Origin of the sequence: Paludisphaera mucosa (assembly GCF_029589435.1) — a bacterium.
GTDB classification, from domain to species: Bacteria; Planctomycetota; Planctomycetia; order Isosphaerales; family Isosphaeraceae; genus Paludisphaera; species Paludisphaera mucosa.
The window spans coordinates 2,024,136-2,051,033 of sequence record NZ_JARRAG010000002.1 but is presented as its reverse complement, the minus strand read 5'-3'; the positions used below and the strand labels follow the sequence as shown (position 1 = coordinate 2,051,033).

Annotated in this window: 24 protein-coding genes; 10 read left to right on the top strand and 14 right to left on the bottom strand. The window is 69.8% G+C overall.

The features are described 5' to 3' along the window. The first annotated feature begins 4 nt into the window (after positions 1-4). The 3 genes from PZE19_RS17620 to rpoN all read left to right on the top strand — a co-directional run bounded on the left by PZE19_RS17620 (position 5) and on the right by rpoN (position 2,628). Positions 5-346: a YbaB/EbfC family nucleoid-associated protein gene (locus PZE19_RS17620; protein WP_277861941.1), complete on the top strand. Its 342-nt coding sequence runs from the start codon at positions 5-7 to the stop codon at positions 344-346. A gap of 1 nt (position 347) precedes the next feature. Then, positions 348-953 (top strand): recombination mediator RecR, encoded by a 606-nt coding sequence (recR, locus tag PZE19_RS17615; RefSeq protein WP_277861940.1) that lies wholly within the window; start codon positions 348-350, stop codon positions 951-953. Positions 954-1,173: 220 nt separating this feature from the next. Next, a complete protein-coding gene (rpoN, locus tag PZE19_RS17610) occupies positions 1,174-2,628 on the top strand; it encodes an RNA polymerase factor sigma-54 (RefSeq protein ID WP_277861939.1) in 1,455 nt (484 codons plus the stop codon). 444 nt (positions 2,629-3,072) lie between these two features. Here the strand turns inward: rpoN and PZE19_RS17605 are convergent, their stop codons facing one another. The 10 genes from PZE19_RS17605 to PZE19_RS17560 form a co-directional block, all read right to left on the bottom strand. Next, complete coding sequence (locus tag PZE19_RS17605; protein WP_277861938.1) at positions 3,073-3,543, bottom strand: helix-turn-helix domain-containing protein; 471 nt, start codon at positions 3,541-3,543, stop codon at positions 3,073-3,075. A 479-nt stretch (positions 3,544-4,022) separates the two neighbouring features. Then, a complete protein-coding gene (locus PZE19_RS17600) occupies positions 4,023-5,030 on the bottom strand; it encodes a polyprenyl synthetase family protein (protein ID WP_277861937.1) in 1,008 nt (335 codons plus the stop codon). 38 nt (positions 5,031-5,068) lie between these two features. Beyond that, a complete protein-coding gene (moaC, locus tag PZE19_RS17595) occupies positions 5,069-5,551 on the bottom strand; it encodes a cyclic pyranopterin monophosphate synthase MoaC (protein ID WP_277861936.1) in 483 nt (160 codons plus the stop codon). Positions 5,552-5,706: 155 nt separating this feature from the next. Further along, a complete protein-coding gene (locus PZE19_RS17590) occupies positions 5,707-7,305 on the bottom strand; it encodes a glycosyltransferase family 39 protein (RefSeq protein ID WP_277861935.1) in 1,599 nt (532 codons plus the stop codon). A 261-nt stretch (positions 7,306-7,566) separates the two neighbouring features. After that, entirely contained in the window at positions 7,567-8,142 is a 576-nt protein-coding gene (locus PZE19_RS17585; protein ID WP_277861934.1) for a helix-turn-helix domain-containing protein, read from the bottom strand. 628 nt (positions 8,143-8,770) lie between these two features. Then, positions 8,771-10,879, bottom strand: a complete 2,109-nt coding sequence (locus tag PZE19_RS17580; RefSeq protein ID WP_277861933.1) for a flagellar basal body P-ring protein FlgI — start codon at positions 10,877-10,879, stop codon at positions 8,771-8,773. A gap of 154 nt (positions 10,880-11,033) precedes the next feature. Beyond that, positions 11,034-11,396 carry an Imm53 family immunity protein gene (locus PZE19_RS17575; protein WP_277861932.1) on the bottom strand — a complete coding sequence of 121 codons (363 nt, stop codon included), beginning with the start codon at positions 11,394-11,396 and terminating at the stop codon, positions 11,034-11,036. Positions 11,397-11,474: 78 nt separating this feature from the next. After that, positions 11,475-12,191, bottom strand: a complete 717-nt coding sequence (locus tag PZE19_RS17570) for an HAD family hydrolase (RefSeq protein WP_277861931.1) — start codon at positions 12,189-12,191, stop codon at positions 11,475-11,477. Further along, entirely contained in the window at positions 12,188-13,564 is a 1,377-nt protein-coding gene (glmM, locus tag PZE19_RS17565) for a phosphoglucosamine mutase (RefSeq protein ID WP_277861930.1), read from the bottom strand. The genes PZE19_RS17570 and glmM overlap by 4 nt, the downstream gene beginning before the upstream one ends. A gap of 94 nt (positions 13,565-13,658) precedes the next feature. Beyond that, on the bottom strand, positions 13,659-13,859 hold the full coding sequence (locus tag PZE19_RS17560; protein WP_277861929.1) for a hypothetical protein: 201 nt from the start codon (positions 13,857-13,859) through the stop codon (positions 13,659-13,661). A gap of 245 nt (positions 13,860-14,104) precedes the next feature. On the opposite strand from PZE19_RS17560, the gene pyrE reads away from it, so the two are divergent. Together pyrE and PZE19_RS17550 are read left to right on the top strand one after the other, a co-directional pair. Then, complete coding sequence (gene pyrE / locus PZE19_RS17555; RefSeq protein WP_277861928.1) at positions 14,105-14,686, top strand: orotate phosphoribosyltransferase; 582 nt, start codon at positions 14,105-14,107, stop codon at positions 14,684-14,686. Positions 14,687-14,714: 28 nt separating this feature from the next. After that, positions 14,715-15,392, top strand: coding sequence for a DUF8091 domain-containing protein (locus PZE19_RS17550; RefSeq protein ID WP_277861927.1), 678 nt, complete (start codon positions 14,715-14,717; stop codon positions 15,390-15,392). A 123-nt stretch (positions 15,393-15,515) separates the two neighbouring features. On the opposite strand, the gene PZE19_RS17545 is transcribed toward PZE19_RS17550, so the two are convergent. Then, positions 15,516-15,902: a hypothetical protein gene (locus PZE19_RS17545; RefSeq protein WP_277861926.1), complete on the bottom strand. Its 387-nt coding sequence runs from the start codon at positions 15,900-15,902 to the stop codon at positions 15,516-15,518. A gap of 751 nt (positions 15,903-16,653) precedes the next feature. Between PZE19_RS17545 and PZE19_RS17540 the strand changes: the two genes are divergently transcribed. The 4 genes from PZE19_RS17540 (at position 16,654) to PZE19_RS17525 (ending at position 22,135) form a co-directional block, all read left to right on the top strand. Then, a complete protein-coding gene (locus tag PZE19_RS17540) occupies positions 16,654-19,545 on the top strand; it encodes a RecQ family ATP-dependent DNA helicase (RefSeq protein ID WP_277861925.1) in 2,892 nt (963 codons plus the stop codon). A 25-nt stretch (positions 19,546-19,570) separates the two neighbouring features. Then, positions 19,571-20,251: an MgtC/SapB family protein gene (locus PZE19_RS17535; RefSeq protein WP_277861924.1), complete on the top strand. Its 681-nt coding sequence runs from the start codon at positions 19,571-19,573 to the stop codon at positions 20,249-20,251. Then, entirely contained in the window at positions 20,248-21,255 is a 1,008-nt protein-coding gene (locus PZE19_RS17530; RefSeq protein ID WP_277861923.1) for an esterase/lipase family protein, read from the top strand. Before PZE19_RS17535 ends, PZE19_RS17530 begins: the two co-directional genes overlap by 4 nt. 163 nt (positions 21,256-21,418) lie before the next feature. Beyond that, positions 21,419-22,135, top strand: coding sequence for a sigma-70 family RNA polymerase sigma factor (locus PZE19_RS17525; RefSeq protein WP_277861922.1), 717 nt, complete (start codon positions 21,419-21,421; stop codon positions 22,133-22,135). Positions 22,136-22,203: 68 nt separating this feature from the next. Here PZE19_RS17525 and bcp read toward each other — a convergent pair whose 3' ends face one another. After that, a complete protein-coding gene (gene bcp / locus PZE19_RS17520) occupies positions 22,204-22,668 on the bottom strand; it encodes a thioredoxin-dependent thiol peroxidase (protein WP_277861921.1) in 465 nt (154 codons plus the stop codon). Between the two features lie 99 nt (positions 22,669-22,767). Between bcp and PZE19_RS17515 the strand changes: the two genes are divergently transcribed. Beyond that, a complete protein-coding gene (locus PZE19_RS17515) occupies positions 22,768-23,190 on the top strand; it encodes an archease (RefSeq protein WP_277861920.1) in 423 nt (140 codons plus the stop codon). A gap of 308 nt (positions 23,191-23,498) precedes the next feature. Here PZE19_RS17515 and PZE19_RS17510 read toward each other — a convergent pair whose 3' ends face one another. Next, positions 23,499-24,491 (bottom strand): carbohydrate kinase family protein, encoded by a 993-nt coding sequence (locus tag PZE19_RS17510; protein ID WP_277861919.1) that lies wholly within the window; start codon positions 24,489-24,491, stop codon positions 23,499-23,501. A gap of 315 nt (positions 24,492-24,806) precedes the next feature. Beyond that, on the bottom strand, positions 24,807-26,810 hold the full coding sequence (gene ftsH, locus PZE19_RS17505) for an ATP-dependent zinc metalloprotease FtsH (protein WP_277861918.1): 2,004 nt from the start codon (positions 26,808-26,810) through the stop codon (positions 24,807-24,809). Positions 26,811-26,898: the final 88 nt, after the last annotated feature.

Sequence of the window (26,898 nt, the reverse complement as noted above, 5' to 3'; positions counted from 1 at the left end):
TGACGTGTTCGGAAAACTTGGCGACATCGCGGACCTCATGAAGAACGCGGGCAACATCCGAGAGTCGATGGCGAAGGCCGCCGAGGCTCTCGGCAAGATCGAGGCCGAGGGCGACTCCGGCGGCGGGGCCGTCGTGGCCAAGGTCAACGGCCGGATGGAGATCACCTCGATCCGCATCGATCCCAAGCTGCTCGCGGACGGCGACGTCGAGCTTCTCGAAGACCTGGTGGCGGCGGCCGTCAACGCGTCCCTGGTGAAGATCCGCGAGAACGCCGCCCAATCGCTGACTTCCATGACCGGCGGCTTCCCCGCCAACCTCTTCCCGGGCGTCGGCGGAGGCTCCTGACATGGCGGGCTACGGTGCGGCGCTCGACCGCCTGACCACCACGCTGGGACGCCTGCCGGGCATCGGTGCCAAGTCGGCGGAGCGGCTGGCCCACCACCTGCTCAAATGCCCCGTCGACGAGGCCCTGGACCTGGCCGAGGCGATCCGCGCGGCCAAGGAGCAGGTCCGCCACTGCGAGCGCTGCTTCCACCTCACCGAGGTCGAGCAGCCCCTCTGCGGCATCTGCCGCGATGATCGCCGCGACCCGGCGCTGGTCTGCGTGGTCGAGCAGTCGCGTGACCTCCTGGCGATCGAGAAATCGGGCTCGTATCCCGGCGTCTACCACGTCCTTTTAGGCCGGCTCGCCCCCTTGCAGGGCATGGGCCCGGACCAGTTGACCATCGCCGCGCTCGAGGTCCGCGTCCGCGAAGGGGGCGTCCGCGAACTGATCATGGCGACGAACCCCAATCTCGAAGGCGACGGCACCGCGCTCTACATCGCGCAACGTCTCCAGGGCGAGCCGGTCCAGATCACCCGCCTGGCTCGCGGCCTGGCGTCCGGGAGCACGCTGGAGTTCGCCAGCCGCGACATGCTGGCCGACGCCCTCACCGGACGCCAGCCTTTCTGAGCCGCGCAACAGACATCTCCATCGAGGGTTCCGCCGATCGCGGTTGCGTCGCCAGGCACCCCTCGGGATGTGTTCCGACAACTTCCCCGGGGTTGCCACTTGAACGCCGGAAAAGCGCGGCATAATACTTGCTAGAGAACACGTCGCCGTGACCATCGTGGGCCGACCGCCCACCGTCGCGACGATGTCGAGGCCCGTCGGTACTGGGGAATTACGGATCATGCGGCTTGATACCTCCCAGCAGATGCGAACCGAGATGCGCCTCCGCATGGCACCTCGGATGATCCAGTCGATGGAAATCCTGCAATTGCCGATCATGGCCCTGCAGGAGCGTATCGAGCAGGAGTTGAGCGAGAACCCGGTGCTGGTCGACCTTCGCGAATCGGCCTCCCCGGCCGAGGACGGCGAGGAGACGAACGGCCCGGCGGTCGCCGAGCCGGCCGACGCCGAGCCGAGCGAGTTCGACAACCTCGGGAACATGGACGAGAATTGGAGCGAGCTGTACGACGAAGGGCCCCGTCGCAGCCGCGCCTCGCTCAGCGAGGAAGGCGACCGCAAGCTCGACGCGATGCAGAACATGGCGTCGCGGCCTCGCTCGTTCCACGACAGCCTCACCGAGCAGCTCGGCTTCTTCGATTGCGAGCCGATCCTCCGCGAGCTGGCCGAGTACCTCATCTACAACCTCGACGACAACGGCTATCTGCCGAAGAACGTCACCCTGCACGACATCGCCCGCGATTTCGGCCGGGACGTCACGGTCGAGCAGGCCGAGGACTGCCTCCGGATGGTCCAGCGGCTCGACCCGCCCGGCGTCGGGGCCCGCGACCTCAAGGAGTGCCTGCAGCTCCAGCTCACCCCCGACACCCCCTGCCACGACATCCTCCGCACGCTGATCGGCCACCACCTCGACGACCTCCAGCACAACCGGCTCCCCACGATCGAGAAGAAGACGGGCCTCTCGATCGAGGCGATCAAGGACGCCATCGAGCACCTTCGCCGGCTCAACCCGCGGCCGGGGTCTTCGTTCAACCTCAGCGAGAACACCCAGTACGTCGTCCCCGACCTGATCGTCGAGCCCAACGAGACGGGCGCCTATGACGTCCGCCTGGCCGACGAGCACACGCCGAACCTGTCGATCTCGCGGTACTACCAGAAGCAGCTCCGCAACAAGGGGACCGACCCCGCGGCCCGCGAGTTCATCCAGAAGCGGATTCAGTCGGCCCGATGGCTGATCGAGTCGATCGAGCAGCGGCGGAATACGCTGCTCAAGGTCGCGCGGGCGATCATCGACCACCAGAAGCCCTTCCTGGACAAGGGGCCGGAGTTCATCGAGCCCCTCAAGATGCAGCAGATCGCCGACCGCGTGGGCGTCCACGTCACCACGGTGAGCCGGGCCGTCGACGACAAATGGGTCCAGACCCCGCGCGGCATCTTCCCGCTGAAACGCTTCTTCGGCGGAGGCACGGTCACGGCGGACGGCGAGGAGATCGCCTGGGACACCATCAAGCAGAAGCTGCTCGAAGTGGTCGCCAAGGAGAACAAGTCCGACCCGCTTTCGGACGAGGACATCGTCGACGAGATGGGTCGGCACGGCCTCAAGGTCGCCCGCCGCACCGTCACGAAATATCGCCAGGCCCTGATGATCCCGTCGAGCCGCCAGCGCAAACAGTTCTGACCGTCAGGCTGTGCAAACGTCTCGACCCGTCGAATATTCTAGAGTGCCGCGCCCGAGTCGAGAGTTCCGTCAGCCCTCTTGAAGCCGGGCCGGTCACGCACCTTTCGCTCGAACGTCGGTCGATCGGAAGTCCTCGGCAGGTACAGGGGCGTCGGCCTCCCCTCGCATGACTGGCCGAGCAAGGCCTGGCGTTCGCCCCAAGCGGCCTCGATGAACCCAACTCCTCGGGGCGTTCGCGAGGCCGTCCAGGGCGTTCCCGGTGGATTCTCGATAGCCTGATTGCGTCGATGCTCGTCTCAGCTCGCGTCACATTCGTCTTGCCCACACTGGCGGAGCCGATCGGACGCTCACGAGTCGTATGGGCGACGACCTGTGCCGAGAGCGACCATGGCACGCCGGCGGGGACGGCGGAAAACGGTTTCTCGGACAAACGTCGTGATGACGTCAGGCGGTGGCGGTGGCTGTGGCCGGGCCGCGGAGGACGTGCTGGCCGTTGGTCGAGAGGGAGGTGCGGGGCTCGCCGATCTCGTCGTCGAGCCGCTCGATGACGGGCTTGGAGGCGGCCCCGATCAGGCGGGCCATGGCGACGTCATAGCCCAGGATGCGGACGATCTCCAGGACGCGCTGGGCTTCGTCGCCGCCGACTCGGCGGCAGATGCCGAGGAGTTTGTGATCCTCGGAGGTGAGGGCGTCGTCGGCCTGCGCGGGCTCGACGTCGATCCTGTCGTCGGCCAGGTAATCGAGCGAGACGCCGACGGCCTGGGCGAGCCTCAGCGCGTTGTCCAGGCCGGGACGGGACTTGCCCTGGAGAATCCGCGAAATCTCCGAGTCGCTGACCAGGGAGAGCTTCGCCAGCTTCTGGCCGTTGAGGTTCTTGCTCTTCATCAACATCAAGAGCTTTAGTTTGAGTTCCATGACGCGCCGGCCGTTATTCTCCCCGATAAGGGGGACTTTGACTTCGTGTTTGCAATATTCCGACGAACGCACAAGCCCGCAAGCGGGAAAGAGGTCCTGGATTTCGTGGGGCGAGCGGGGATCAGCGTCCCCGGATCGGTGGGGTCGCCCCCCTCGACGTCGGACCCGGCGGCCGGTGGGACGATCTTTCCGAAGGTCGCGAAGGCAGGCCCGGCCGGGTCTCCAGCCACATCATAGCTTTCGGCGACCGCGGTGCAATCAAAAAAGCCCCAAATAATTCGCGGCTTCGGCACGCGGCGGCGGCCGGGCCCGGAGCGGGCTTGGCGCGAAGGGAGGCGACGCTCGAAGCGACGCGATGCGGACTCACGCAAGATTCCACTCTCGCAATGATCGACAAATATTAAACTCTGTCGATCACGTAAACGGGAAAACGCCGCCCCGCGGAGACGGCGTCTCTCGGATTCCGGGGGACGGGCCGATCAGGACGAGCGGCGGACGACGTACTCGGCCATCTCGGACAGGACGTCCTTGAAGGGGGAGGGGCCGACGGCCTCGAGCACCGCGACGGCCCGCTCGACGTGCCAGCGGGCCTTCGACCAGGCGTAGTCGAGGGATCCGGAATCCTCGAGCAGCGGCCGGAGGCGGCGGCGGGCGTCGGCGCGGGCCTCGTTGAGCAGGCGTCGCGCCAGCTCGACGGCGGCCGGCTCGCCGACTTCGAGCAGGCGGATCAGGGGGAGGGTGAGCTTCTGCTTCTCCAGGTCGGTCCCCAGGCTCTTTCCGGTCGCGCGCTCGTCGCCCCAGATGTCGAGGACGTCGTCGGCGATCTGGAAGGCCATGCCGATGTGCGAGCCGTAGGCCTCGAGCGCCTCCACGACGGCGGGCTCGGCCCCCGCGTAGTGCGCGCCCAGCCGGCAGGAGACGGCGGTGAGGGCGGCGGTCTTGCCGGCGATGATCTGGTTGTACGACGCCTCGTCCAGGTCGAGATTGCCGCGGTGATGCAGCTGCTGCATCTCCCCCTCGCAGACCTCGTGGGTGGCCTTGCCGATCCAGCGGCAGGCGAGGGTCGATTCCAGCGACGCCGCGAGGTGGTAGGCGTGCGAAAACAGGTAGTCGCCGAGCATGACGGCCTGCTCGTTTCCCCACTCGGCGTTGACGGTCGCGGCGTAGCGGCGGACCATCGACTCGTCCAGGACGTCGTCGTGGACCAGGGTCGCGGTATGGATCATCTCGACGACCGCGGCGAGCACCGGGTGCGCGGCGGTCGTGCGGCCGCAGGCGCCGCCCGAGAGCAGCACGAGCGCCGGGCGGAGCCGCTTGCCCTGGTAGTCGCCGCAGTGGTCGACGAGCGCCTGCACGAACGCGAACCGGCTCCGCAGCTCGTCCTGGAAGATCCGCTCCGCGTCCGCCAGCCCGGCCTGGATGGGCGCGAAGAGGCGCCCGAGCGTCCGCCGGCTCTCTTCGGCCTGAAGCCCCGATGGTCTGGTCATGCCCGTCTCCACTCCGCTGCGTCCACCGTCACGTCGGTTCATCCCGATCGATCCCGCACGTAGGCGCCCCGCGCGCCCCCGGTCTTCTCCTCCAGCCGCACCCGCTCGATCACCATGGCCCGGTCGACGGCCTTGCACATGTCGTAGATCGTCAGGGCGGCGACGCTGACCGCGGTCAGCGCCTCCATCTCGACCCCAGTCCGGCCGTGGACCTTGACGGTCGCCGTGATCTCGACGGCGTCCGGCGGCCGGGGCGTCAGGTCGACTTCCACCGCGTCGAGGCCCAGGGGATGGCAGAGCGGGATCAGGTCGCCCGTCCGCTTCGCCCCCATGATCGCCGCCAGGCGGGCCGTCTCCAGGACGTCCCCCTTCGCGGCCTGACGATCGAGGATCAGGCGCAGCGTCGTCGCCGCCATCCGGACGAGTCCGCTGGCCCTCGCGGTGCGCAGCGACGGCTCCTTGGCCGACACGTCGACCATCCGGCTCGCCCCTCGCTCGTCGTAATGGCTCAGCTCTCCCATCGAGCCCTCGAAAGTTTCGTTCAATTCGTTCTAAACATATTTTACGAATCAGCCCAATCGAGGCTAGAGGGTGTCGCGCCGAATCTTCATCGGCGACGCGAGGCGTCGCGATCGACCGGCCGCCCCGAAGAAGATCTCCGATCGGGCCTCTCGACTCAAGGCGAGGCTCGGGCCGGGCCCGCAAACCGCCAGAGTTCCGAGAGCCGCACGCCTTGCCGGCTCCGCGAGGCGACCAGGCGTCCGGCGCCGTCCGCGAGCCGCTCGCGAACCGCGGCCCCAGTATAAGCTTGACGGCGGAAGTACAGGACCCAGTCGGCTTTCGAGACGGCGGACTCGTCCTGGATCACGACGTCGCGGCGCACCAGGGGGGCGGTGGTCGTGGCGACGCCCTGCCCGGGGTAGAGCGTCGGGGCCAGCGCGACGACCTCGCCGGGCCGGACCTGACGGGCCAGCTCGTCGAGCAGGACGCGATCCACGGCGTCCCCCCAGTACGTCAGTTCCAGCCCGAGACGCTCCGCCCCGGGGAGGCCGCCGACCAGCAGATTGTAATAGCTGAGCCCGAACGGGTGCATCGAGATCGTTCCAAACGCCTGGCAGAGCATCAGCCCGACGAGCCCGCCCCGGGCCGCGCGGCTCCCGCCCCAGCGCGTCCAGGCCCGCGAAAAGCCCAGGCCGATCAGCATCGCCCAGGCCGGGAAGACGAGCAGGAACAGCCGCTCGCCGTCATAGACGGGGACGTGGGTGCTGAACAGCAGGAGGAACAGCAGGATCGAGGCGGCGAGCAGGCCGGGGAAGGGGTCGTCGCGGCGGCCCCGCCAGCCGCGGACGAGTCCGGCCGCGCCCAGGGCGTGGAGCAGGACCGGGACCGTGACGGCGAAGTAGAACCAGGGATAATGCCAGGGGAGGGCGGTATCGTCCCAGTCGGCCCCGAAGTAGCGGACGTGGATCGACGTGCGATGCACCCCCGTCCCCCAGTAGGCGGCCCAGCGCGCGAAGCCGTCGTACCAGAGCCAGGGCCATCCCGCGAGGAAGACCCCCACGCCCACCATGAACCAGGCCGCGACGACGCCGATCGCTTTCGCGGGCCGCAGGCGGAGCAGGGCCCAGGCCAGGACGAGCGGCGGCAGGAACCAGGCGTGGATCTTGACGAGCAAGGCCAGGCCCCAGAGCGCGCCGGCGGCGAGCATGGCGAGGGCCGGCCGCCTCGCGTCGACGGCCCGCGCGGCGGCCAGGAGCGCGAGCGTCCAGAAGAGGCACAGGAACGTGTCGAGCGCCGCCAGATGGGCGTGGGCGAAGACGCGGGGCATGACGACCAGCGCCCAGGCCGACGCCACGCCCGCGGGCCCCCCCCAGCGGCGGGCCGCCTCGGCCGCGATCAGGCCGACCAGGACCGCGAAAGCCAGCGCCGGCGCGATCCTCCCCGACAGGACGTACAGACCGGTCGGGTCGGGGCCGAAGATCCAGGCTTCGAACGGCTGGAAGGCCTTCGAGGCGAGTCCCAGCAGCCAGCGGCCCAGCGGAGGGTGCTCGGCGTTGTCGCGGAAAAGGGCGTCGACGTTGCCGCGCTCGAAGAACCGCAGGCCGACGCGCGCCAGGAGCGCGACGTAGTCGCGGCCCGGCCGGACGTCGAGCGGCTCGTCGATGGTCAGCCCCGGCCCCCGCAGGGTGGCGAGGGTCAGGAAGGCCGCGACGAGGCCGGCCGACAGGCCGAGGCGGCGATGGGTCGTCGGGCCTCCGGGCGGGGCGCTCGTCATGGTCGCTCGTCTCGGGGTGGGGATCGGCGGCGAAGCGGGCCCTCATCCTACGGATCGGGGCGCGGGTCGTTCCAGGGGTGAGGGGATCGTTCGAGGGCCGGCGACGGGCGACGCGCCGGAAATCCGACGAGCCCGGGCCGCCCGCCACCTCGACCCTGGGGAGGGTCGGGGGTGCGGGCCGCCCGGGCTCGGTCGGCCGGAGAACCGGGATCTGGGTCGACGTCGGGTTCCCGGGGCGACGTGCGACCGTGTGCGATCGGCTCAGGGCTCGTCGGACTTCTTCTGCGAGATCAGCCGACGGATCCGCTCGGCGAGCAAGGCCCCGTCGAACGGCTTCTTGAAGCCGTCGTTGAATCCGAGCGAGAAGATCTCCTCGCCGGGCTCGTCGCTGGTCAGGGCGAGGAGGATGGTCGACTGGTGGTCCGGGCTCTTGCGCAGGTTCTGCGCGATCTGCCCGGCCTCGATGCGACCCAGGGCCATATCGATGATGATGCAATCGGGGTGGAAGCTCTCGGCGCGGATGCCGGCTTCGAAACCCGACGCCGCGGTCTCGATCCGGAAGTCGTCTCCTTCGCGGAGATGATCCCGGAGGACGGCCTGGAGCGGGGCGTCGGCCCCGACGACCAGGATCTTATTGTAGACCTCGGCCTCGAGATCGCCCAAGGGCATTCCATGCTCCTTGAGGAACCGCAGGAGGTGTTCCCGCGGGATCCGGCGATCCTGAGAGCCGGGGATGCGATATCCTCGCAAGCGGCCCGAGTCGAACCACTTGCTCACGGTCCGAGGCGCGACTTTGCAAATCTTCGCGACCTGGCCGGTTGTAAACACCTTCTTCATCTCGAGGACTCCACTCGCCCTGATGGGTGCGAGGCCACGGAGGCTTCCTCCTCCCTCCGGATAGGAACCACGTCGGCCCGCGACGGCCGGGCTTCGCCGCGGCGGTCTTCCCTCCCCGTCTCCGGGTCGAGTCGCTCGCACGCGTCGAGGGCCCATCCAATCGCTCCGACCCTTCCCCCGTTCTTTATCGCCCCGTGAAGCAGCGTTCCTACAACTCGAATCCAGACTCAAGTTTCCGAAAGTCCGGAACGTGTCGGAGGCCGCCCTCCCCGTCGTGGGCGAAGGCTTCGGGAACCCGACTCCCCAATGTTCGATAAAGACCGAGGGACCCCCCGTCCTCTCACGAGGCGGGAAGCGGCCCCAGCCCGCATCCTTCAAGGGCGTCTCGCTCGCTTCCTTGCTGTAGCGGACCTGACCGTCAAGACTATTATTCGTGCCGCGCGGGCTGGGACTTTAAGAGGGGCCGCGAGTAGTCGTCGCGAGCCCTCCGCCGGCGATGGATGCGCGGATGGCGGGGGTTGTAAGGGGGCGCAGGCCGGCCCGGAGGGGGAAACACGAAGGCCCCGCGGCCGGCGACGCGGATCGTCGCCGGCCGCGGGGCCGGGTGGTAAGCCAGAAATGGCGGCGGTCACTCGCCTCGGCGGCGGAAGACGTCGAACATCCGGGGCCGGCCGGGGCGGGACGACGAATCGTCGGACGAAGCCGAGGCGGCCTCGCCCGAGGTCTTTTGGAGGGCGTCGTCCTTCTTGGCGGCGGGCTTCTCGGCGTCGTCGGAGGCCTTGGCGTCGGAGCCCTTGGCGTCGGACTTGGTCCTGGCGTCGGACTTGGCCTTGGAGCCGGCGGTCTTCGAGTCCGCCGCGTCGGCGGCCTTGGCGTCGTCCGAGTCGTCGCCGTCGGACTTGTCCGCCTTGTCGGGCTTCTTGGCCCCGTCGTCTTCGCGGCCGCGGATGTTGAACATGCGGCGGAGGAACGAGCCCGAGGCCGTCTTGACCTCCTCGTCCATCTTGGGGGCCTCATCCTTGCCCAGCAGGGCCTTGTTGAGGTACTTCATGTTCGCCTTGGGCACCGAGTCGACGAACAGGGGGCCGGGGAGGTTCTTCTGCCGGTCGGCCGCCTCGATGATCGCCACGACGTCGGGATAGGTCGCGCCCAGCCGGGCGACGTGGCGGATGACCTCGCCGATTTCCAGCGAGCTGTGGATCTTGACGTCGGAGTCGCCGAATCGGCTGGGGACGATCTTGGAGATGTCCACCGCGTCGTCGTGGTCGGCGGCGTTGAGCAGGATGTCGCCCTGGCCGAGCACCAGCGGCGGCACCAGGTTCTGGCCGCGGCCGAAGACGACGATCTCGGAGCGTCGCGTCCGCGAGACGTGGACGACGGGCGGGCCTTCGGAATCGACGATGTAGAGGGCGAACGGGTCCTCGGGCCGGGGGCGGCGACTGTTGATGATCGCGACCGCCATGGCGTCGGGCGACTCGTCGTCGACCCCCTCTTCGGAGCGCGGGTCGTCGAGGATCCGGACCTGGCCGAGCGTGGCGTCGTTCGGCTCGACCATCCTCATGGCGTTGAAGGCGCCGTAGCGGACCTCGATGTCGGACTCGTCCATCAGGTGGCGGAGCCGCGCCCGCGCGGTGGGCTCGTCCATCGCGGCGAGGGCGGCGAGGGCGTAGGCCCGGTACTGCTGCATCGCGACGGCCGTCTCGCCCAGGACCTTCACGCCGCTCGCCTGGTCGAGATAGGCGAGGGCCTCGGCGGCGAAGAACCGGACGTGGGGGTCTTCGCTCTTGAGCCCGGCCTCCAGGGCCTGCGCGGCCGAGGGCCCGAGCGCCTCCAGCTTCAGCGCGGCGACGCCCGAGGTCTTGGGGTCCAGCAGCTCGCGGGCCGTCGCCGCCACCCGCTTCTCGCGGAGCTGGGGGGTGTCGACCATCGGCAGGAGCTGGACGACGCGGAAGTACCGCTCCTGGTTCTGATGGTAGACGTCCGGGACGCGAAGTTCCAGGTACGTGTCGGTCTTGGCGGTGCTGGCGCCCTTCTTCTGGCCGTGCTCGTTCTGGCGGAACCGCTCGTTCACGACCTTCTCGATCATGCCCGCGTTGCGGACGAAGCGGCGGTTGTCCTTCAGGATGAGCTTGTAAGGATGGTCCTTCTTGACCCGGCCGCCGCCGAGGACCCGGCCCGCCTTGGGGTTGGACCCGTCCTTGGCGTCGCCGATCATGACGGCCCCCGAGGCCGAGCCCAGCTCGCTGCCGGTCTTCGGGGCGCCGCTGGCGTGGAGGACCTCTCGGAGCCGGGTGTGCATCAGGTAGCCGCCCGCCAGGCTCTTGACCGAGCTGGCCGGGGGCAGCTCCAGCTCGACGTCGAAGCGGTCGCGCGGCGCGGCCCCCGTGGGGATCTTCATCCTGACGATCACGAGCGCGAACTGCTTGCTCTCCAGCTTCTTGCTGGGATACTCGACGCCCGCCTTGGCCATCTCGTCGACGAGCTGGTCGCGGTGCCACGAGGGCGGCGTGTCGCCGCCGGTGCCGTCCAGCCCGGAGACCAGGCCGACGCCCTCGACGGCCGTCTCGCCGTTCTGGAAGACGTAGGCGAGGTCGCCGACGGACTCGTCGACCTTGGGCGCGTTCTCCGCCGCCCGCTTCTTCGTCAACGGCCCCGCGCCGACCTGGCTCACGGCCAGGGCCGCGATCGCGACCAACGCACCCAACGCCCAGGACCGCCTGGGGACTGTCCGCCGCATGGACCTGCCTCCTTGCCTACCGCACGGGGAGAACCCCCGGACTCGTCTTCGAAGATGTGACCGAAGACGCGTCGCTCGCGAACGAACGGAATGCCCACCCACGTCCTGTGAACCGGGCGTCGCGGATCCAGGCCGAACCCACGATCGGCGGACTCTAGCCCGGCCCTTCGGGGCCGTCAAGTCGAAGTGGGCGATGCAGCCCGGCGTCGCCGCCGCCGGCCCATGCCAGGAAATGCATCAGGATCACGGCGAGCTTGGACTCGTCGCCGGCCCCGTGCCAGACCGCGTCGGGCACTCGACAATGCAGCCAACGTGGACCTTGCGGCGAGCCGGCCCCATCGACGCTCTCCGCGATCGACTCGAACGAGCGGTCCTGCAATTCCGTCCCCACGAGGTCGATTTTCCCCCACCAGCCCGGGTTGTCGCACGTGGTGATCTTCACCCCGTAGTCATTCTCCCAGAGGCCGTCGAATTGCCTTGCATACCAGTCTTGCAGGCCGTGCAGGATGCTTTCCATCGGGCGTCCCATGGGTCGTCGTGGTCGTCGGGCGTTCGACGGTGGGGCTGCCGGCGAAGGGGGAACGGGGCTTCGCGGTCAGCCTCGTTTCGGCCGTCCCGGACGAACGACGTCCCAGCCCCGCTCGCGGGCGAGCCTCGTCAAGCGCTTGCCGGGGTGGACGACGACCCCCCGGCCGACGCGGCCGAGCAGGGCCCGGTCGCTCCAGTTGTCGGCGTAGGCCGCGGCCTCGCCGATCGGCAGGCCGTACCGCCCCGCCCATTCCTCGGCCCAGAACAGCTTCCCCTCGCCGTAGCAGGGGGGGCCGCCGCCGACGCCGACCAGCCGGCCGCGGTTGATCACGACCTTCGTCGTCAGGGCGTCGGCGCAGCTCAGGTAGATCCGCAGGGGCTCGATCACGAGGCCGGGCGACGACGAGACCAGGACCAGCGGCGTCCCCAGCTTGCGCAAGGCGTTGAAGTGCTCGACGACCCCGGGATAGAGCCGGGGCTTGACGTGCTCGACGAAATTCTCGTAGGCGATCCGCTCCAGCTCGACGACCGGGACCGAGGCGATGTTCTTCAGCCCATAGGCGATCAGCGCCCCGTAGTCGAGGCGACCGAAGCGGTGCTGGAGCCCGTGATAGAGGGCGCGAAGCAGCGACGACCGGCGGATCAGCCCGCGTCTCATGAGGATGCGGGCGAACAGGAACGTCGTGGTCTCGGCCAGGAGCGTGCCGTCGACGTCGATGAACGCCGCCGACGGGGGCTTCTCGTAGGTCGGCCAGCCGTCCGGCCGGGGCTCGTCCGCGATCATGGTCGGCCTTCTCCGGCCGTCACGCGGCGGCCGACGTCGTCGGCCAGGGAGCGGGCGTCACCGGCCGCGCCGGCCTCGGCGATGACCCGGACGATCGGCTCGGTGTTGCTGGCGCGGACGTGGACCCAGCGATCGGCCCAGGTCAGCCGCAGGCCGTCGCGGCGGTCGATCTCGGCCGTCGAATGCGCGGCGGCGATCCGATCCCAGAGGCCGGCGATCGCGTCCGGACCGAGGCCGGGGGGCAGGGGATACTGATCCTTGACCATCGCGAACCGCGGCAGTTCGTCGACCCAGGCCGAGAGCGGCTTCGACGCCGGCCCCGAGGCCAGCAGGTCGAGCGTCAGGGCCATGCCGACGAAACTGTCGCGGACCAGCCCGACTCGGGGGTCGATGACGCCGCCGTTCCCCTCGCCGCCGATCACCGCGTCGGCCGACCGCATGGCCTCGACGACGTGGATCTCGCCGACCGGCGTGCGGACCGTGAGGCATCCCCGGTCGCGGGCCAGGGCCTCGGTCGTCATGGAGGTGGAGAGGTTCAGGACGACCGCCCCCCGGCGCTGTTCGAGGCGTCGCAGTGCGGCCAGGGCCAGGGTCAGCTCCTCGCCGATGTAGCGGCCGCGCTCGTCGATCAGGGCGAGGCGGTCGGCGTCGGGATCTTGCGCGAAGCCGACGGCGGCCCCCACCGCGGGGACGATCCGGGCGAACTCGGCGAGGTTCTTCTCGGTGGGCTCGGGCGTGTGGTCGTAGCGGCCGTCGGGCTCGCCTCCCAGGATGATCGCGCGGCAGCCCAGGCGGTCGAGGAGCGTCCGGCCCAGGCGGCCGCCCGCGCCATGGCAGGCGTCGAGGGCCACGGCGAACCGTCGGGCCCGGATCGCGTCGACGTCGACGACCGCGAGCACGCGCGCCAGGTGGATCTCGTCCGGTTCGTCGAGCGTCCGGATGCGTCCCAGGCCGTCGAACGGGGCCCAGGCGAAATCCTTCCGCTTCCAGCGGTCGAGCACGAGTCGGCCCGCGTCGGGGCTGAGGACCATGCCCGCGGGTTGAAAGAATTTCAAGCCGTTGTATTCGGGGGGGTTGTGCGAGGCCGAAATCTGCACGCCTCCCGCCGCCCCCCGCTCGCGGACGAGGACGCCGACCGTGGGCGTGGCCGTCGCGCCGACCTTCCAGACCTCGCGACCCGTCCCGGCGACGCCGGCCGTGACGGCCGCCTCGAACACGGGCGCGGTGATCCGGCCGTCGTGGCTCACGACGATCGGCCCGGGCCCGCACTGGCTGGCGTAGGCCGCCGCGTACTCCAGGGCCGCCGCCGGGTCGAGCCCGTCCCCCACCCATCCCCGGATCCCGGAGACGCTCGCGATCCGCGTTCCCTTCACGACTCCGCCGTCCTTCCCGCGTCCCCGTTCGCCCCGCCGCCGCAGCCCCGTCCACCCGACCGTCCCGGTCGACCCGCCGCCGGGCGAGGCCGCGTCAGGCGGCGTGCATGCCGATCCCCAGGAGGATCAGCCGCATGGCCTCGCGTTGCTCCGCAGTGATCCGCTCCTCGCGGCGGAGGGCGTCGACGCCCTCCAGGCACCGGTCCAGGGCGCACTCCACGCCCGGACGCGAGGCGTTCCGGGCGATTCGACCCACGCACGCGACCACCCGGTCGGGACAGACGAGGCTCGACATGGCGTTCTCCTCCTTGAGGGCCGGGCGTCGGATCGAGGGCGTTGCGAACCCTGGTCCGCCCGTCGGCTCAACTCGGCAGGATGCCCCGGCCGGTCGCGGCTGTCAAGGGGAACGGTCGATGTTCGACCCCCGCGACGGCCGGCTCGACGGGGCGGCCTCTTGGATGGGACTTCACGGGGTGTTAGCCTGGACGGCCCGAAGCCCTGCATCCCGACCGCACGACACCAGGAAAGGACCCGGCGGCCATGGCCGTGGAATGGAACGACGAGCACCGCGGCGCGCTGGTGGAACTGCTCAAGCGCGACGCCCTCCGCGTCGGCCAGTTCACGCTGGCGAGCGGGCGCAGCTCGCATTACTACATCGACGGCCGGAAGGTCACGCTCGGCGCCGAGGGGGCCCGGCTCATCGCCCGCGGCGTGCTCAAGATCCTCCGGGAGCATCCCGAGCTCGCGGCCGTCGGCGGCCTGACGATGGGCGCCGACCCGATCGTCGGGGCCGCGCTCGCGCTCGCGCCCGAGAACGGCCTGGGGTCGCTCCGCGGCTTCCTCGTGCGCAAGCAGGCCAAGGGGCACGGCACGGGCAACCTCGTCGAGGGGCCGCTCGAACCGGGCTCGACGGTGGCCATCGTCGACGACGTCGCCACGACCGGGGGCTCGTCGCTCCAGGCGGTCGACGCGGTCGAGGCCCTCGGCTGCAAGGTCGCCGTCGTGGTCGCGGTGCTCGACCGCCTCGAAGGGGCGGCCGAAACTTTCGCCGCCCGCGGGCTCGCCTTCCGAAGCCTGCTGACCATCCGCGACCTCGGCGTCGAACCTCTCAAACGGGACTGACCAGGCCCGATCAAGGACGATCGCGCGGATGGAAACCAGCCTGCACCGGAGCCTCAAGGAGCGATACGGCACCCTGGGCGGGGGCCGCTGTGAGGTCGCCGTGGCCGGCTTCCGCATCGACGCCGTCGCCGAGGACGGCACCCTGATCGAAATCCAGTCGGCCGGGCTGGGAAATCTGAAGCCCAAGCTGCGCAGATTGCTTCCCCACCACCGGGTCCGAGTGATCAGGCCGATCGTGCTGCGACGCGTCGTCGTCCGCCGCGAGCATGCCGACGGTCCCGACCTCTCGCGCCGCCGCAGCCCCAAGCTGGGCAGTCTCGTCGACGCCTTCGACGACCTGGTCGGCCTGGCGTCGCTCCTTCCGGATCGCAACCTGTCCGTCGAATTGCTGGGCGTGACGATCGAGGAGATCCGCGTCTCGCGCCGGCGTCGGCCGGGATTCGCCGTGGTCGATCGCCGTCTCGACGCCGTCGTCGATTCGGTCTCGATCGTCCTGGCGGCCGACCTCTGGAATCTCCTGCCGCTCGGATTTCCGACGACAGAGCCGTTCACGACCGCCGACCTTGCGCGAAAATTAGGCAGGTCGCTGCCATTCGCACAGCGAGTGGCTTACTGCCTCCGGCTGGCGGGGGCCGTCGAGACGGTCGGCAAGCGGGGTAATTCTCTGATTTATGAGGCCCAGGACGACGTCGTCTTGATGAGGTGAGAGACGAGCGACCGTCTTGCACGCATGCAGTTTATTCGGGCTGCGGATCCGGCCAAGCAAGGGAGAGGAGGAATCCATCCGTGAGCGAGACGCTGTAGGTCTCAAGAAGGCTGGCGAAACGACTCAGATCTTCGGGGTGACCACCGCGAGCTGTCCGACGTAGGCGTTCGGGTTCTGCGAGGCCGCCGGCGCGATGCGACCACCGTTATAGAGGAGGCGGAGGTTCCGGCGGGCCCGATCCCAAAGCTGCGCTTCCAGGATCTCGAGTCCATCGTGATACGACCCGGCGGACGACGCCTCGGATCGGGAGGATGATGTGGGGTTCATGTCTTTGCCCATCGTCACTAAGACTTCAATAGCCAGTATTTCGGTTGAAAGAAAGAGCCGTCGATTGGGGGGGGACGTCGCTCTGACGGCGAGTTCTCGGCCCTTCGAATCCGGCGGCCGGTGGACGATGACGATCCAGTCTCCCCCGTCAGCGCCGTCGAGACGCGGATCATGGTCTCGCATCACGCATCCAGGCGGGCCGGACGGACGAGGCGGACTGGACGGTTGACGGATCGAGATCCAGGGGGTCAGGCGGGGCCGAAGGATGGCGGGATGAGGTTGGAAGGGGGCTCATGGTGGAGCCGCCTCCTCCCGCGGGCCGGGTCAACAACAGCGAGGCGTCGACCGGTTCCTGATACGAGAAGCCGCATGGGCCAACCTCCTTGCCTGGCGTTTACGCAGGGCTTGCGTCGCAGCCGCATTCTCAAGATGTCTGTCGAGCCCAACGAGCATGGCCACGGATCCATGGGACGGCGATTGAGGGATGACTACATGACGTCGATCGGGTTCGGGAGATCATCTCCGTCGCTCCGATGGGAGGGTCGCGGGATATTCAGCAAAAACCGCGCCCGAGTCGATGCAGGTCGCAATGCCGGGTGACACCTTGCAGGCCGGGCCTCCCGCGATGGTTAGGGGAAGGCGGGCGAGCGGCCCCGGCGGATGGCCGAAGCCGGATGTCCGGCCGCCCCAGGATGAAGCGGATGGCCCGAACGCAGAATCTACTGCCGCGGGACGCGCTTGTCAAATAAAAAAGCCCGGAGGTTCTGATTTCAGGGATCCCTGCCGACCGGCCCCGCACGGCGTCCGGCGGGCTGGGCTGACGCGGCGGCCGGCCCGCTGCTTATAATGGGATATGGAGGGCGGCGACGCCCGCCGGGTTCGCGCGGCGGAGGGGGTCGGGGACCGCCCTCGCGGTCATCGAGGGGCGGCGTCCATGAGTCTCGTCGGCGAGCCGGTCGATCTGGAGCACGCGCTACGCGGGCGCTTCGGCCTGCAGGACTTCCGTCCCGGCCAGCGCGAGGTCATCGAGGCCGTCCTGGGGGGCCGAGACGTCCTCTGCGTCATGCCCACGGGCGGCGGCAAGAGCCTTTGCTACCAGCTCCCCGCCGTGGTGACGCCCGGCCTGACGCTCGTCGTCAGCCCGCTCATCGCCCTGATGAAGGACCAGGTCGACGCCCTCACCCAGCGCGGCGTGCGCGCGACCCTGCTCAACAGCACGATCGACGCGGCGCTCCAAACTCAGCGCATGGCCGAGATCGAGGCCGGCCTGTACGACCTGGTTTACGTCGCCCCCGAACGGTTCCGCAGCAGCCGCTTCACGGCCATGATCCAGCGCGTCCGGCCGGCCCTCATGGCGGTCGACGAGGCGCACTGCATCAGCCAGTGGGGCCACGACTTCCGGCCCGACTACGCACGTTTGGGCGAGGCCCGTCGGCGGATCGGCTCGCCCCCCTGCATCGCGCTCACGGCCACCGCCACCGACGTCGTCCAGCGCGACGTCGCCGAGCAGCTGGGCCTCCACGACCCCCGCCTGTTCGTCACGGGGTTCGATCGGCCCAACCTCCGCTACGTCGTGGCCAAGACCGGCCGCGACGAGGCCAAACTCCAGGAGTTGAGCCGGACCCTCGAACGCGCCCCGGGCCCCGCCGTCATCTACGCCTCCAGCCGGGCCCGCTGCGAGGCCGTGGCGGCCTACGTCGCCAAGGAGTTGCGTCGCGAGGTCGTCGTCTACCACGCCGGCATGGACCGCGACGCCCGCAGCAAGGCCCAGGACGACTTCATGAACGGCGAGGCCGACGTCGTCGTCGCCACCAACGCCTTCGGCATGGGGGTCGACAAGTCCGACATCCGCTCGGTCATCCACTTCAACATGCCCGGCACGATCGAGGCCTACTATCAAGAGGCCGGCCGCGCCGGCCGCGACGGCCGGCCCTCGGTCTGCGTCCTGCTGTACTCGGCCGGGGACCGCAGGCTGCAGGAGATGTTCATCGAGAACGAGTTCCCGCCCCGGCAGGCCGTCCACCAGGTGTACGACTACCTGCGGAGCCTCGACGACGACCCGATCGAGCTGACCTACGCCCAGATCCTGGAGCAGTCGGGGGTGGACGTCAAGGAGTCGGGGGTCGGGGCCTCGATCCAGATCCTCGACGACGCCGGGGCGATCGAGAAGTTCTCGCCCCGCGAGAACATGGCCATCGTCCGCTTCAACATGGAGGCCGACGAGCTGGAGGGGAGCCTGGTCGAGCGGATCAGCGCCCAGGCGCCGGTGAAGCGGGCGGTCCTCGCCGGCCTGGAGGCGATGGCGCGGGGCCGGGTGGGCGAGCCCTGCTACTTCCGCCCCGACGAGCTGGCCGCCGCCCTGGGGCTCGACCGCCCGGCCCTCAACCGGGCGATCAAGGGCCTGACCGCCGAGCTGCCGATCGACTACATCCCCCCCTTCCGGGGCAACGCGCTCCGCGTGGTGGACCGTACTCGCAAGGCGCGCGACCTGGAGATCGACTTCCGCAAGCTGGAGGTCCGGAAGCGGCACGAGTACGAGAAGCTCGACCGGATGACCCAGTACGCGATGAGCCCGATCTGCCGGAGGTCGTTGATCCTCAGCTACTTCGGCGAGCGGGCCAACCTCTCCGAGCACTGCGGCGGATGCGACAACTGCCGGTCCGACGGCGACGGGCCGGGCGGCGTGGACGCCACCCTCGTCGACGCCCCCGCGGCCCGCGAGACGATCCAGAAGGTTCTGTCGGGCGTCGCGCGGGCGAAGGGGCGGTTCGGCAAGACGTCCGTCGCCCAGATGCTCGCCGGGTCCGATTCCGAGCGGATGACCCGCGGCGGCCTTCAGGCCCTGAGCACCTACGGCATCCTCCGCAATAGCGGCCTGACCCATCGCGAGATCGCCGACCTCATCGACGCCCTGGGCGGGGCGGGCCTGATCGAGAGCCAATCGGTCGACGGCTTCAAGCCGGTGGTCTCGCTGAGCGAGGCCGGCTGGGCCTGGCTCCGCGACCGCGAGGCCCCGGCCCTGAGCCTGCGGCTCCCCCGCGAGGTCGCCCACAAGTTCGCCGCCGTCCACGGCCTGGCGCGGGCCTCGGCCCGGGCCGCGACGGCCTCGCGGTCCGCGGATTCCTCGGCCGCGGGCGATTCGGCGACGGCCTCCGACTTCTGCGGCGATCCTCTCTGGGAGCGGCTCAAGGCCCTCCGCCAGCAATGGGCGCGCGAGGCGAAGCAGCCGGCCTATTGCGTCTTCACCAACCAGACGATGGAAGCCCTGGTCCGCCAGCGGCCGACCACCCCGGCGGCCCTCGGCGAGGTCAAGGGCCTGGGCCGCGCGCGGATCGAACGCTACGGCGACGCCCTGCTGGAGGCGATCGCCGGCCTCCAGCCCGACTTCGCGCCGACGATCGACGAGCCGTTCACGGAGCCCGACCCGCTGCTCCCCACGCCACGCCCGCCGCGGACGACGACCCCGCCGGCGACCAAGACGCCCGTCGCGGCGGCGCCGAGCCCGGCCACGCCCGCGATGCCGGCACCGGCGACGTCTTCCGACCACGTCTCGACCGAGGAATGGACGTGGCGGCTGCTGGACCGCGGGTTCACGATCGAGGACGCGGCGGCGATTCGCAGCCTGGATCCCTCGGTCGTCGTCCGGCACCTGGTCTGGATGGTCCGGCGCGGCAAGCCGCTGGCGGCCTCGGCGATCGCGCCGGAGGCCGTCGTGACGGCGTGGGATGCGTGGATGGCGGCCCGCCCCGACGGCGAGGCTCCCGTCGAGCCGGCCGACCGCCTGTATCTCTGGCCGCTCTTCCGCGCCTGCCGGACGGGCCTATGACTCCGCCCGGGCGGGGAGGACGACGATGACGACCTGGGACCTGTTGATCCGGCTGACGACGGCCGCGGCGCTCGGGGGCGTGATCGGGCTGGAGCGGCACCGGGCGGACCAGGCGGCCGGGCTGCGGACGCACATGCTCGTCGGCCTGGGCTCGGCCCTGTTCACGATCGTCTCGGCCCACGGCTTCCAGGACGTGCTCCGGCCGACCTACGTGGTCCTCGATCCGTCCCGGATCGCCTCGCTGGTGGTCAGCGGGATCGGCTTCCTGGGCGCGGGGACGATCCTGCGACGCAACGAGGCCGTGCTGGGATTGACCACGGCGGCGAGCATCTGGGCCGTCGCCGCGGTGGGCCTGGCGGCCGGCTGCGGTATGATTCTCGCGGCGGTCCTCGCGGGGTCCGTGATCCTCGCCACGCTCACGGCGATGAAATGGTGCGAGGACCGCGTGGGGGTCCGGCCCGGCATGCGGGTGCTATCATTGCTCGTCGAGAGCCGCGACGCCGCCTCCCGCGTGGTCGACTCGGCCTTCATCCAGGCCAGCGTGCCGGTGCAGGCGATCCGGATCGGCGGCGACCGCCGTCCCGGAGACCACCGCGTCGAGGCGACCGTCGCCGGCCTCTCCGACTTGGCCCTGCTGGCCCTGGCCATGAGGCTTCAGGCGACCGAGGGCGTCCTGGAAGTGTCCTTCGAAGGGAAGACGCTATGAACCGGCGGCGGTGGTGCATCTGGATCGTGATGGCGAGCGTCCTCGGCGCCGGCGCGGCGCGGGGGGACGACGCGGCGGGGCCGGACGTCGATCGGCCGCCGGCCGCGGGCCGGCTGCGCATCGAGCCGATCGGGCTCTCGACCCCGTCCCGCTACACGCCGGGGAAGGTCCCGGTCGTATTCGTCCACGGCTTCTGGGTCGGCCCGCGCACGTGGGAGCCGATGATCCGGGCGCTGGAAGCCGATCCCGAGATCGCCGCCGGACACCAGTTCTGGACCTTCGGCTACGCCACGGGCGATCCGCTGCCGTACTCCGCCTACCGGATGCGGCTCGCCCTCGACGAGGTCCGGCGCCGTCTCGACCCCGACCGGGCCGACCGGGCGCTCGACCGGATGGTGGTCGTCGGCCACAGCATGGGCGGCGTCCTGGCGAAGCTGCTGACCGTCGACAGCGGCGACCGCTTCTGGCGGCTGGTCAGCGCCCAGGAGCCCGACCGGCTGGCGGGCGAGCCCGCGGACGTCGCCCTCGTCCGCGAGACGCTGGTCTTCCGCGCCCGTCCCGAGGTCCAGAAGTTGGTCTTCATCGCCACGCCCCACCGAGGCGGGACCGCCGATCAGGAGATCCTGCACGACGTCGCCAGCCGGCTGGTCCGCAAGCCCGACCCGCTTCGGAACGCCTACCGCCGCCTGATCGCCGCGAACCCCCCCGATTTCTTCACGAACTCGTTCCGGGCCAGCCTGATCACCAGCATCGACGAGATGCGCTGGAACTCCCCCATGCTGGCGGCGCTGAACGCGCTCAGGCCCGCCTCGGCGGTCTCCATGCACTCGATCATCCCCATCAAGAACGGCCCCCCCGGCCCCGGGGGCGACGACGGCCTGATCGCCTTCGCGAGCGCCCACCTCGACGGCGTGGCGTCGGAGATGGTCGTCGCCGCGGGCCACTTCTGCATCGACGACTCCCGGACGTTCGCCGAGGTCCGTCGCATCCTCAAGGCTCGTTGAGCGCCTCGGGGCGGACGGAATTCAACTTGCGATTCCATCCCGGCTTAGGTAGAACCTGGACAGGATTCGACCGGGAGCGGGTTGATTTTCGGCGAGGATCGGCCGGACAATCGTCTCTAGATGATGAACGACGGCGACCCCGGCACCCCCAGCACGAAGCGCAGTGTCAGCCACTATGAAGGACCAACCGACGGATAAGACGAACGAGCCGCTCTCGCCCGCCGAGTACGGGGCCAGCGTGATCTCGCGCACCTACAAGGCCGGACCGGCTGCCATGGCCCTGGTCATCGGCCTCGCCGCCCTGACCGCGCAGGCTTCCGAATCCGACCTGGTGCGCGACATCCAGCGCTACTGCACGGTCTGCTGGCGGAACGCCCGGCTCGACCCCCGCGTCTGGGACGACTGCACGCAGGAGGTCTGCTGCCGCCTGCTCACCAAGGCGCGCGACGGGCAGCTCGACCTCGCCCAGGTCCTCTCCGACGACACGCCCGAACGGCGGGAACTCGTCCGGGCGATCGACATGGTCCGCAAGCGCGTGCAACGCACCAAGCGACACCAGCCGATCGACGCCCTGGCCCTGCCGGCGCCCGACGCCGACCAACGGCACCGCGACCGCCTCGAACTCGGCGAGATCCTCGAATCGGCCCGCCGCGCCGTCCTCTCGCCCCGCCAGGACCGGATCGTCGAACTCTGGATGCGCGGCTGGTCCGTCCCCGAGATCGGCTCGGACCTCGGCATCGCCGTGAACCGGGTCAGCGACGAGAAGTACAAGGCCCTGCGGAAGCTCGAACAGCACCTCCGCAACGGCCACGACGAGCTGGAAGCCTTCACCCAGACCCAGGCCCGCGCCGAGGACGCCTCGCGACGCGAGATCGCCTGACCCGGGCGAGATCCAGGGTCGGACGAGGGGGCGAGCAAGCAAGCCGCCCCCGATCTTCCGCCCTACACTCACTTCAGCTCCTGCACGGCCTCCAGGACGGCCTCGGCGTGCCCGGGCACCTTGACCTTGGGGAACACCCGCGCGATCTTGCCGTCGCGGTCGAGGACGTAGGTCGTCCGCTCCACGCCCATGTACTTGCGGCCGTACATGCTCTTCTCCTTCCAGACGCCGTACGCCGCGCAGACGACCTTCTCGACGTCGGCCAGGAGGGTGAAGGGAAGGTCGTACTTGGCGACGAACTTGGCGTGCGAAGCCGAGGAGTCCGGGCTGACCCCCAGCACCGTCGCCCCGGCGGCCTCGAACGCGGGGAAGCCGTCGCGGAACCCGCAGGCCTGCTTGGTGCAGCCCGAGGTGTCGTCCTTGGGGTAGAAGTAGAGGACGACGGGCGAACCTTTGAGCCTCGCGAGGGTCGTCTCCTTGCCGTCCTGATCGGGTAAGGTGAAGTCGGGCGCGGGCGTTCCGGGTTCCAGCATCGCGAGATGGCTCCAGGGGGGGTTCGGCCCCGGCGCGGGCTTCGGGCCGGGCGATCGTTTGTAATCGGGGCGGCCGGCTCCGTCGAGGGGAGGATCGTCGTGGGGCGCGTGGAAGTCTTCGATCATACGGCCGACCTGGGGCTGCGGATTTGGGCGGACGACCTGTCCGACCTCTTCCGCACGGCCGCCGAGGGGCTGTTCGACGTCGTCACGGCCGACCGCTCGACGATCGAGCCCCGCGAGGAGGAAGCCGTCGCGCTGGCGTCCGACTCGCCCGAGCACCTGCTGCTCGACTGGCTCAACGAGCTGATCTTCCGGGTCGAGACCCGCCACGCCCTCTACGCCCGCTTCGACGTCGCCGTCGCCGCCGACGGCCGCTCGCTGACCGGCGTGATCGCCGGCGAACCGATCGACCCCGACCGCCACGAACTGGACCACGAGGTGAAGGCCGCCACCTACCACGGCCTCGTCGTGCGCCGCGAGGCGGACGGCTGGTTCGCCGAGATCATCGTCGACATCTAGATAGGCGGCTTCGCTTCGGCTTCGATCTGGGTTCGTCCGCTTCCGCCCGAAATCCGCCCGGATGACGCAAACCCTTATCTCATAATCGATTCCGCATCAAAATCCGGTCCAGGAATCGGGTTCGTTGGTCGAAAACGGTGTGAGAATTTTCGGCGTCCGCGGCTGGGTCTCGATCGTCTTCGCATCGACAGGGGGACGAGCGGGCCGCGAAAGGCGCAGGCCCACAGGTTGAGGATGGATCCGTTTCCGCACATGGAAACGTCGGATCTTCGCCGATTTCGATCGATCGGCCCCTCCGGGCGACCGGGTCAGCTTACGACGATCCGTTCGATGGGGATCGCGTGGCGGGCGAGGAATTCGTCGGCCTCGTGGCGGCGGAAGACGCCGGCGGTCGTGCCGACCTCGCGGACGCAGCTCGCGCCGACGGCGCTGGCGAGGGTGAGGCAGTCGATCTCGGACTTGCCTTCGAGCAGGCCGACGATGTAGCCGGCGTTGAAGGCGTCGCCGCCGCCGGTGCCGTCGCGGAAGGTCACCGGGAACGCGCCCATGCCGACCTCGTTCTCGTTCGAGAGCGAGATCAGGCCGCGGTCGCCCATCGTCACGACGACCCGGCGCGCGCCCATCGCGCGGAAGGCGCGGGCCTGGCGGAGCGGGTCGTGCTCGCCCAGGATCAGGGCCGCCTCGTCGGTGTTGGGGACGAAGACGTCGGTGTAGGGGAGCACCTTGCGGAGCGGCTCGACGTAGTCCCCCTCGCCGGGCGTGACGACGTCGAGGATCGTGTAGCCCCCGGCCTTCTGGACGCGGGCGAACCGCTCCGCCAGGCCGTCGCCGTCGAGCTGGGGGAGGATCAGGAAGTAGCCGATGTGCAGGACCTTGGGCGTGACGGCGATCGCCGCGTCCATGTCGGCGGCGACGTAGCCCCGGTTCGCGCCCAGGGTGTGGATGAACCGCCGGTCCTCGTTTTGGACGTTCACGATGAGCGTCTGGCTGGTCTCGCGCTCGCGGTCGACGGTGATTTCGCTCGTGCCGACGCCGCCCGATTCGAGCGACTCGACGATGAAACGCCCGAAGGCGTCGTCGCCGATCCGGGCCGAGACCGAGACCGGCACGCCCAGCCGGGCGAGCGCCATGCTGGTGTTCGCCGCGCCGCCGCCGATGTTCAGGTAGAGCTGGTCCACGGCGATCAGCTCGCCGGCCTTCGGCAGGCGGGGGATCGGAGGCGTCAGGTGATCGACCAGGACCATCCCCGCCGAGACGACGGGCGGGCGCGACGAGGCGGAGGGAGAGGACGGCGTGGACACGGCTGGAGGTCCCTGAGGAATGAGCCTGAGAAATTCAAGTGGCCGGGCGGGGGTGCCGGCGATCTGACGACGAGCGTCCTTCTCCCCTTGTGGGAGAAGGTGGCCGGAGGCCGGACGAGGGGGACCACCAGGGCGGAGACGGCGTCGGCGGCACGCGCACGGCCGCCCCTGCGGACCCTTCCCCCGGGGCGGAGGACGGATCAGGCCGCGCCTGCGCTCCGACGGCTCGCCTGCTCGTCCTCCCCCTCATCCGGCCCTGGCGGGCCACCTTCCCCCGCGAGGGGGGAAGGCCGTTCGACGTCGCAGGCTACCGTTTTAGCTCGGATTGTCGAGCGACGCCACCACCTCGTCGCCTTGGGGGGCCTTGGCCGCCTCGGGCTCGACGTGGCCGGAGCGCTTGCCGATGAGCTGGCTGATCTCGGACTCGGTGAGGACTTCCTTCTCGATCAGGGCCTCGGTGACCTTCTCGAGTTCCTCGCGGTGCTCTTCGAGCAGCCGGAAGGCGTGCTCCTCGGCCTCGCGGAGGATGCGGCCGACCTCCTCGTCGATGATCTGCTGCATGTGCTCGGAGTGGTCGCGGGGCTCGGACATCTCGCGGCCCAGGAACGGGTGCTCCGAACTGGACCGGAACGAGACCGGGCCGACGCGGTCGCTCATGCCCCACTGGGTGACCATCTTGCGGACCAGCCGGGTGGCCTGGTCGAGGTCCTGCGCCGCGCCCGTGCTGAGGTCGTCGTAGATCAGCCGCTCGGCGGCCCGGCCGCCCATCATGGTGTAGATCCGGGCCTTGATCTGGCTCTCGTTGTAGCTGACCCGGTCCTCCTCGGGGAGGAACTGGGTGACGCCCAGCGAGCGGCCGCGGGGGATGATCGTGACCTTGTGCACCGGGTCGGACCGGGGGGTGAGCCAGCCGACGAGGGCGTGGCCGACCTCGTGATACGCGGTGGCCCGCTTGTCGCGGTCGGTGATGACCTCCTCACGCTTGGCGCCGAGGATGACCTTGTCGAGCGCGGCCTCCAGGTCGCGGTCGTCGACGGCCGCCTTGTCCTCGCGGGTGGCGAGCAGGGCGGCCTCGTTGACGAGGTTGGCCAGGTCGGCGCCGCTCATGCCGACGGTGTTCCGCGCGATCCGGTCGAGGTCGACGTCGGCCGCCAGGGGGACGTTGCGGGCGTGGACCTTGAGGATCTCCAGCCGGCCCTTCTTCGTCGGCAGGTCGACCGTGACGTGGCGGTCGAACCGGCCGGGGCGGAGCAGGGCGGGGTCGAGCACGTCGGGCCGGTTGGTCGCGGCCAGGACGATGACGCTCTCGCTGGGCGAGAAGCCGTCCATCTCGGTCAGGATCTGGTTGAGGGTCTGCTCGCGCTCGTCATGGCCGCCGCCCAGACCCGCGCCGCGGACCCGGCCGACGGCGTCGATCTCGTCGATGAACAGGATGCAGGGGCTGTTCTCCTTGGCGGTCTTGAACATGTCGCGGACCCGGCTGGCGCCGACGCCGACGAACATCTGGATGAACTCGGACCCCGAGATCGAGTAGAACGGCACGCCCGCCTCGCCGGCCACCGCGCGGCCGAGCAGGGTCTTGCCCGTGCCCGGCGGGCCGACCAGCAGCACGCCCTTGGGGATCCGGCCTCCCAGGCGCTGGAACTTCTCCGGGTTCTTGAGGAACTCGACGATCTCCTGCAGCTCGGCCTTGGCGTTCTCCAGGCCGGCGACCTCTTCGAAGGTCGTCCGCTGCTTGGACTTGTCGTGCCGCTTGGCGGGGCTCTTGACGAAGCTGCCGAGGATGCCGCCGTCGAACTGGTCGCGCGCCCGGCGCATCATCAGGTAGATGAAGCCGAGGATCAGGAAGGTGGGCAACAGCAGCATCAGCCAGACGACGCCGCTGGCCTGGTTGGCCGGGCTGGGCTCGATCCGGACGCGGTCCTCGGGCGTCTTCCCCCCCTTGCGGAGCTTCTCGATCACCGGCTGGATGGCGTCTTCGGACGGGAAGTAGGTGAGGAACTTCCGGACTTCTACCGTCGCCCGCGAGGTCGGCGAAGGCTCGTAGGGCTTGGCCTCGCGAAGCTCGCCGCGGACCTCGGTCCCCATCAGCGAGACGCTCTTGACGTTGTCGTGATCGACCTGGTCGAGGAACCAGGGGTTGTACACGACGGGCGTCTCGGGCTTGGGGACGAACTGCCAGAAGATGAAGGCGAATCCCACCAGGAGGATCACCCAGAGCCACGGGGGCGTCGGCGGCCCGCCGGCGCCGTTCGGCTTCCGCACGGGCGGGGTCGACGGCCGGCGAGGGGGCTCTTGCTGCTGCGGTCGGTTCTCCATGCGGTCTCACTCTATGATGGCAATCGAAGCGGCGCGTGTTTCGATCGTTTCGATCCAGGGGGCGCGTGCCAAGCTCGCGGGGATCGCC

What these genes read in the sequence shown, in the direction of transcription:
- recR (WP_277861940.1), top strand. Translation starts at nt 348, where the DNA reads ATGGCGGGCTACGGTGCGGCGCTCGACCGCCTGACCACCACGCTGGGA.
- rpoN (WP_277861939.1), top strand. Translation starts at nt 1,174, where the DNA reads ATGCGGCTTGATACCTCCCAGCAGATGCGAACCGAGATGCGCCTCCGC.
- PZE19_RS17605 (WP_277861938.1), bottom strand. Translation starts at nt 3,543, where the DNA reads ATGGAACTCAAACTAAAGCTCTTGATGTTGATGAAGAGCAAGAACCTC.
- PZE19_RS17600 (WP_277861937.1), bottom strand. Translation starts at nt 5,030, where the DNA reads ATGACCAGACCATCGGGGCTTCAGGCCGAAGAGAGCCGGCGGACGCTC.
- moaC (WP_277861936.1), bottom strand. Translation starts at nt 5,551, where the DNA reads ATGGGAGAGCTGAGCCATTACGACGAGCGAGGGGCGAGCCGGATGGTC.
- PZE19_RS17590 (WP_277861935.1), bottom strand. Translation starts at nt 7,305, where the DNA reads ATGACGAGCGCCCCGCCCGGAGGCCCGACGACCCATCGCCGCCTCGGC.
- PZE19_RS17585 (WP_277861934.1), bottom strand. Translation starts at nt 8,142, where the DNA reads ATGAAGAAGGTGTTTACAACCGGCCAGGTCGCGAAGATTTGCAAAGTC.
- PZE19_RS17580 (WP_277861933.1), bottom strand. Translation starts at nt 10,879, where the DNA reads ATGCGGCGGACAGTCCCCAGGCGGTCCTGGGCGTTGGGTGCGTTGGTC.
- PZE19_RS17575 (WP_277861932.1), bottom strand. Translation starts at nt 11,396, where the DNA reads ATGGAAAGCATCCTGCACGGCCTGCAAGACTGGTATGCAAGGCAATTC.
- PZE19_RS17570 (WP_277861931.1), bottom strand. Translation starts at nt 12,191, where the DNA reads ATGATCGCGGACGAGCCCCGGCCGGACGGCTGGCCGACCTACGAGAAG.
- PZE19_RS17560 (WP_277861929.1), bottom strand. Translation starts at nt 13,859, where the DNA reads ATGTCGAGCCTCGTCTGTCCCGACCGGGTGGTCGCGTGCGTGGGTCGA.
- pyrE (WP_277861928.1), top strand. Translation starts at nt 14,105, where the DNA reads ATGGCCGTGGAATGGAACGACGAGCACCGCGGCGCGCTGGTGGAACTG.
- PZE19_RS17550 (WP_277861927.1), top strand. Translation starts at nt 14,715, where the DNA reads ATGGAAACCAGCCTGCACCGGAGCCTCAAGGAGCGATACGGCACCCTG.
- PZE19_RS17545 (WP_277861926.1), bottom strand. Translation starts at nt 15,902, where the DNA reads ATGCGAGACCATGATCCGCGTCTCGACGGCGCTGACGGGGGAGACTGG.
- PZE19_RS17540 (WP_277861925.1), top strand. Translation starts at nt 16,654, where the DNA reads ATGAGTCTCGTCGGCGAGCCGGTCGATCTGGAGCACGCGCTACGCGGG.
- PZE19_RS17535 (WP_277861924.1), top strand. Translation starts at nt 19,571, where the DNA reads ATGACGACCTGGGACCTGTTGATCCGGCTGACGACGGCCGCGGCGCTC.
- PZE19_RS17530 (WP_277861923.1), top strand. Translation starts at nt 20,248, where the DNA reads ATGAACCGGCGGCGGTGGTGCATCTGGATCGTGATGGCGAGCGTCCTC.
- bcp (WP_277861921.1), bottom strand. Translation starts at nt 22,668, where the DNA reads ATGCTGGAACCCGGAACGCCCGCGCCCGACTTCACCTTACCCGATCAG.
- ftsH (WP_277861918.1), bottom strand. Translation starts at nt 26,810, where the DNA reads ATGGAGAACCGACCGCAGCAGCAAGAGCCCCCTCGCCGGCCGTCGACC.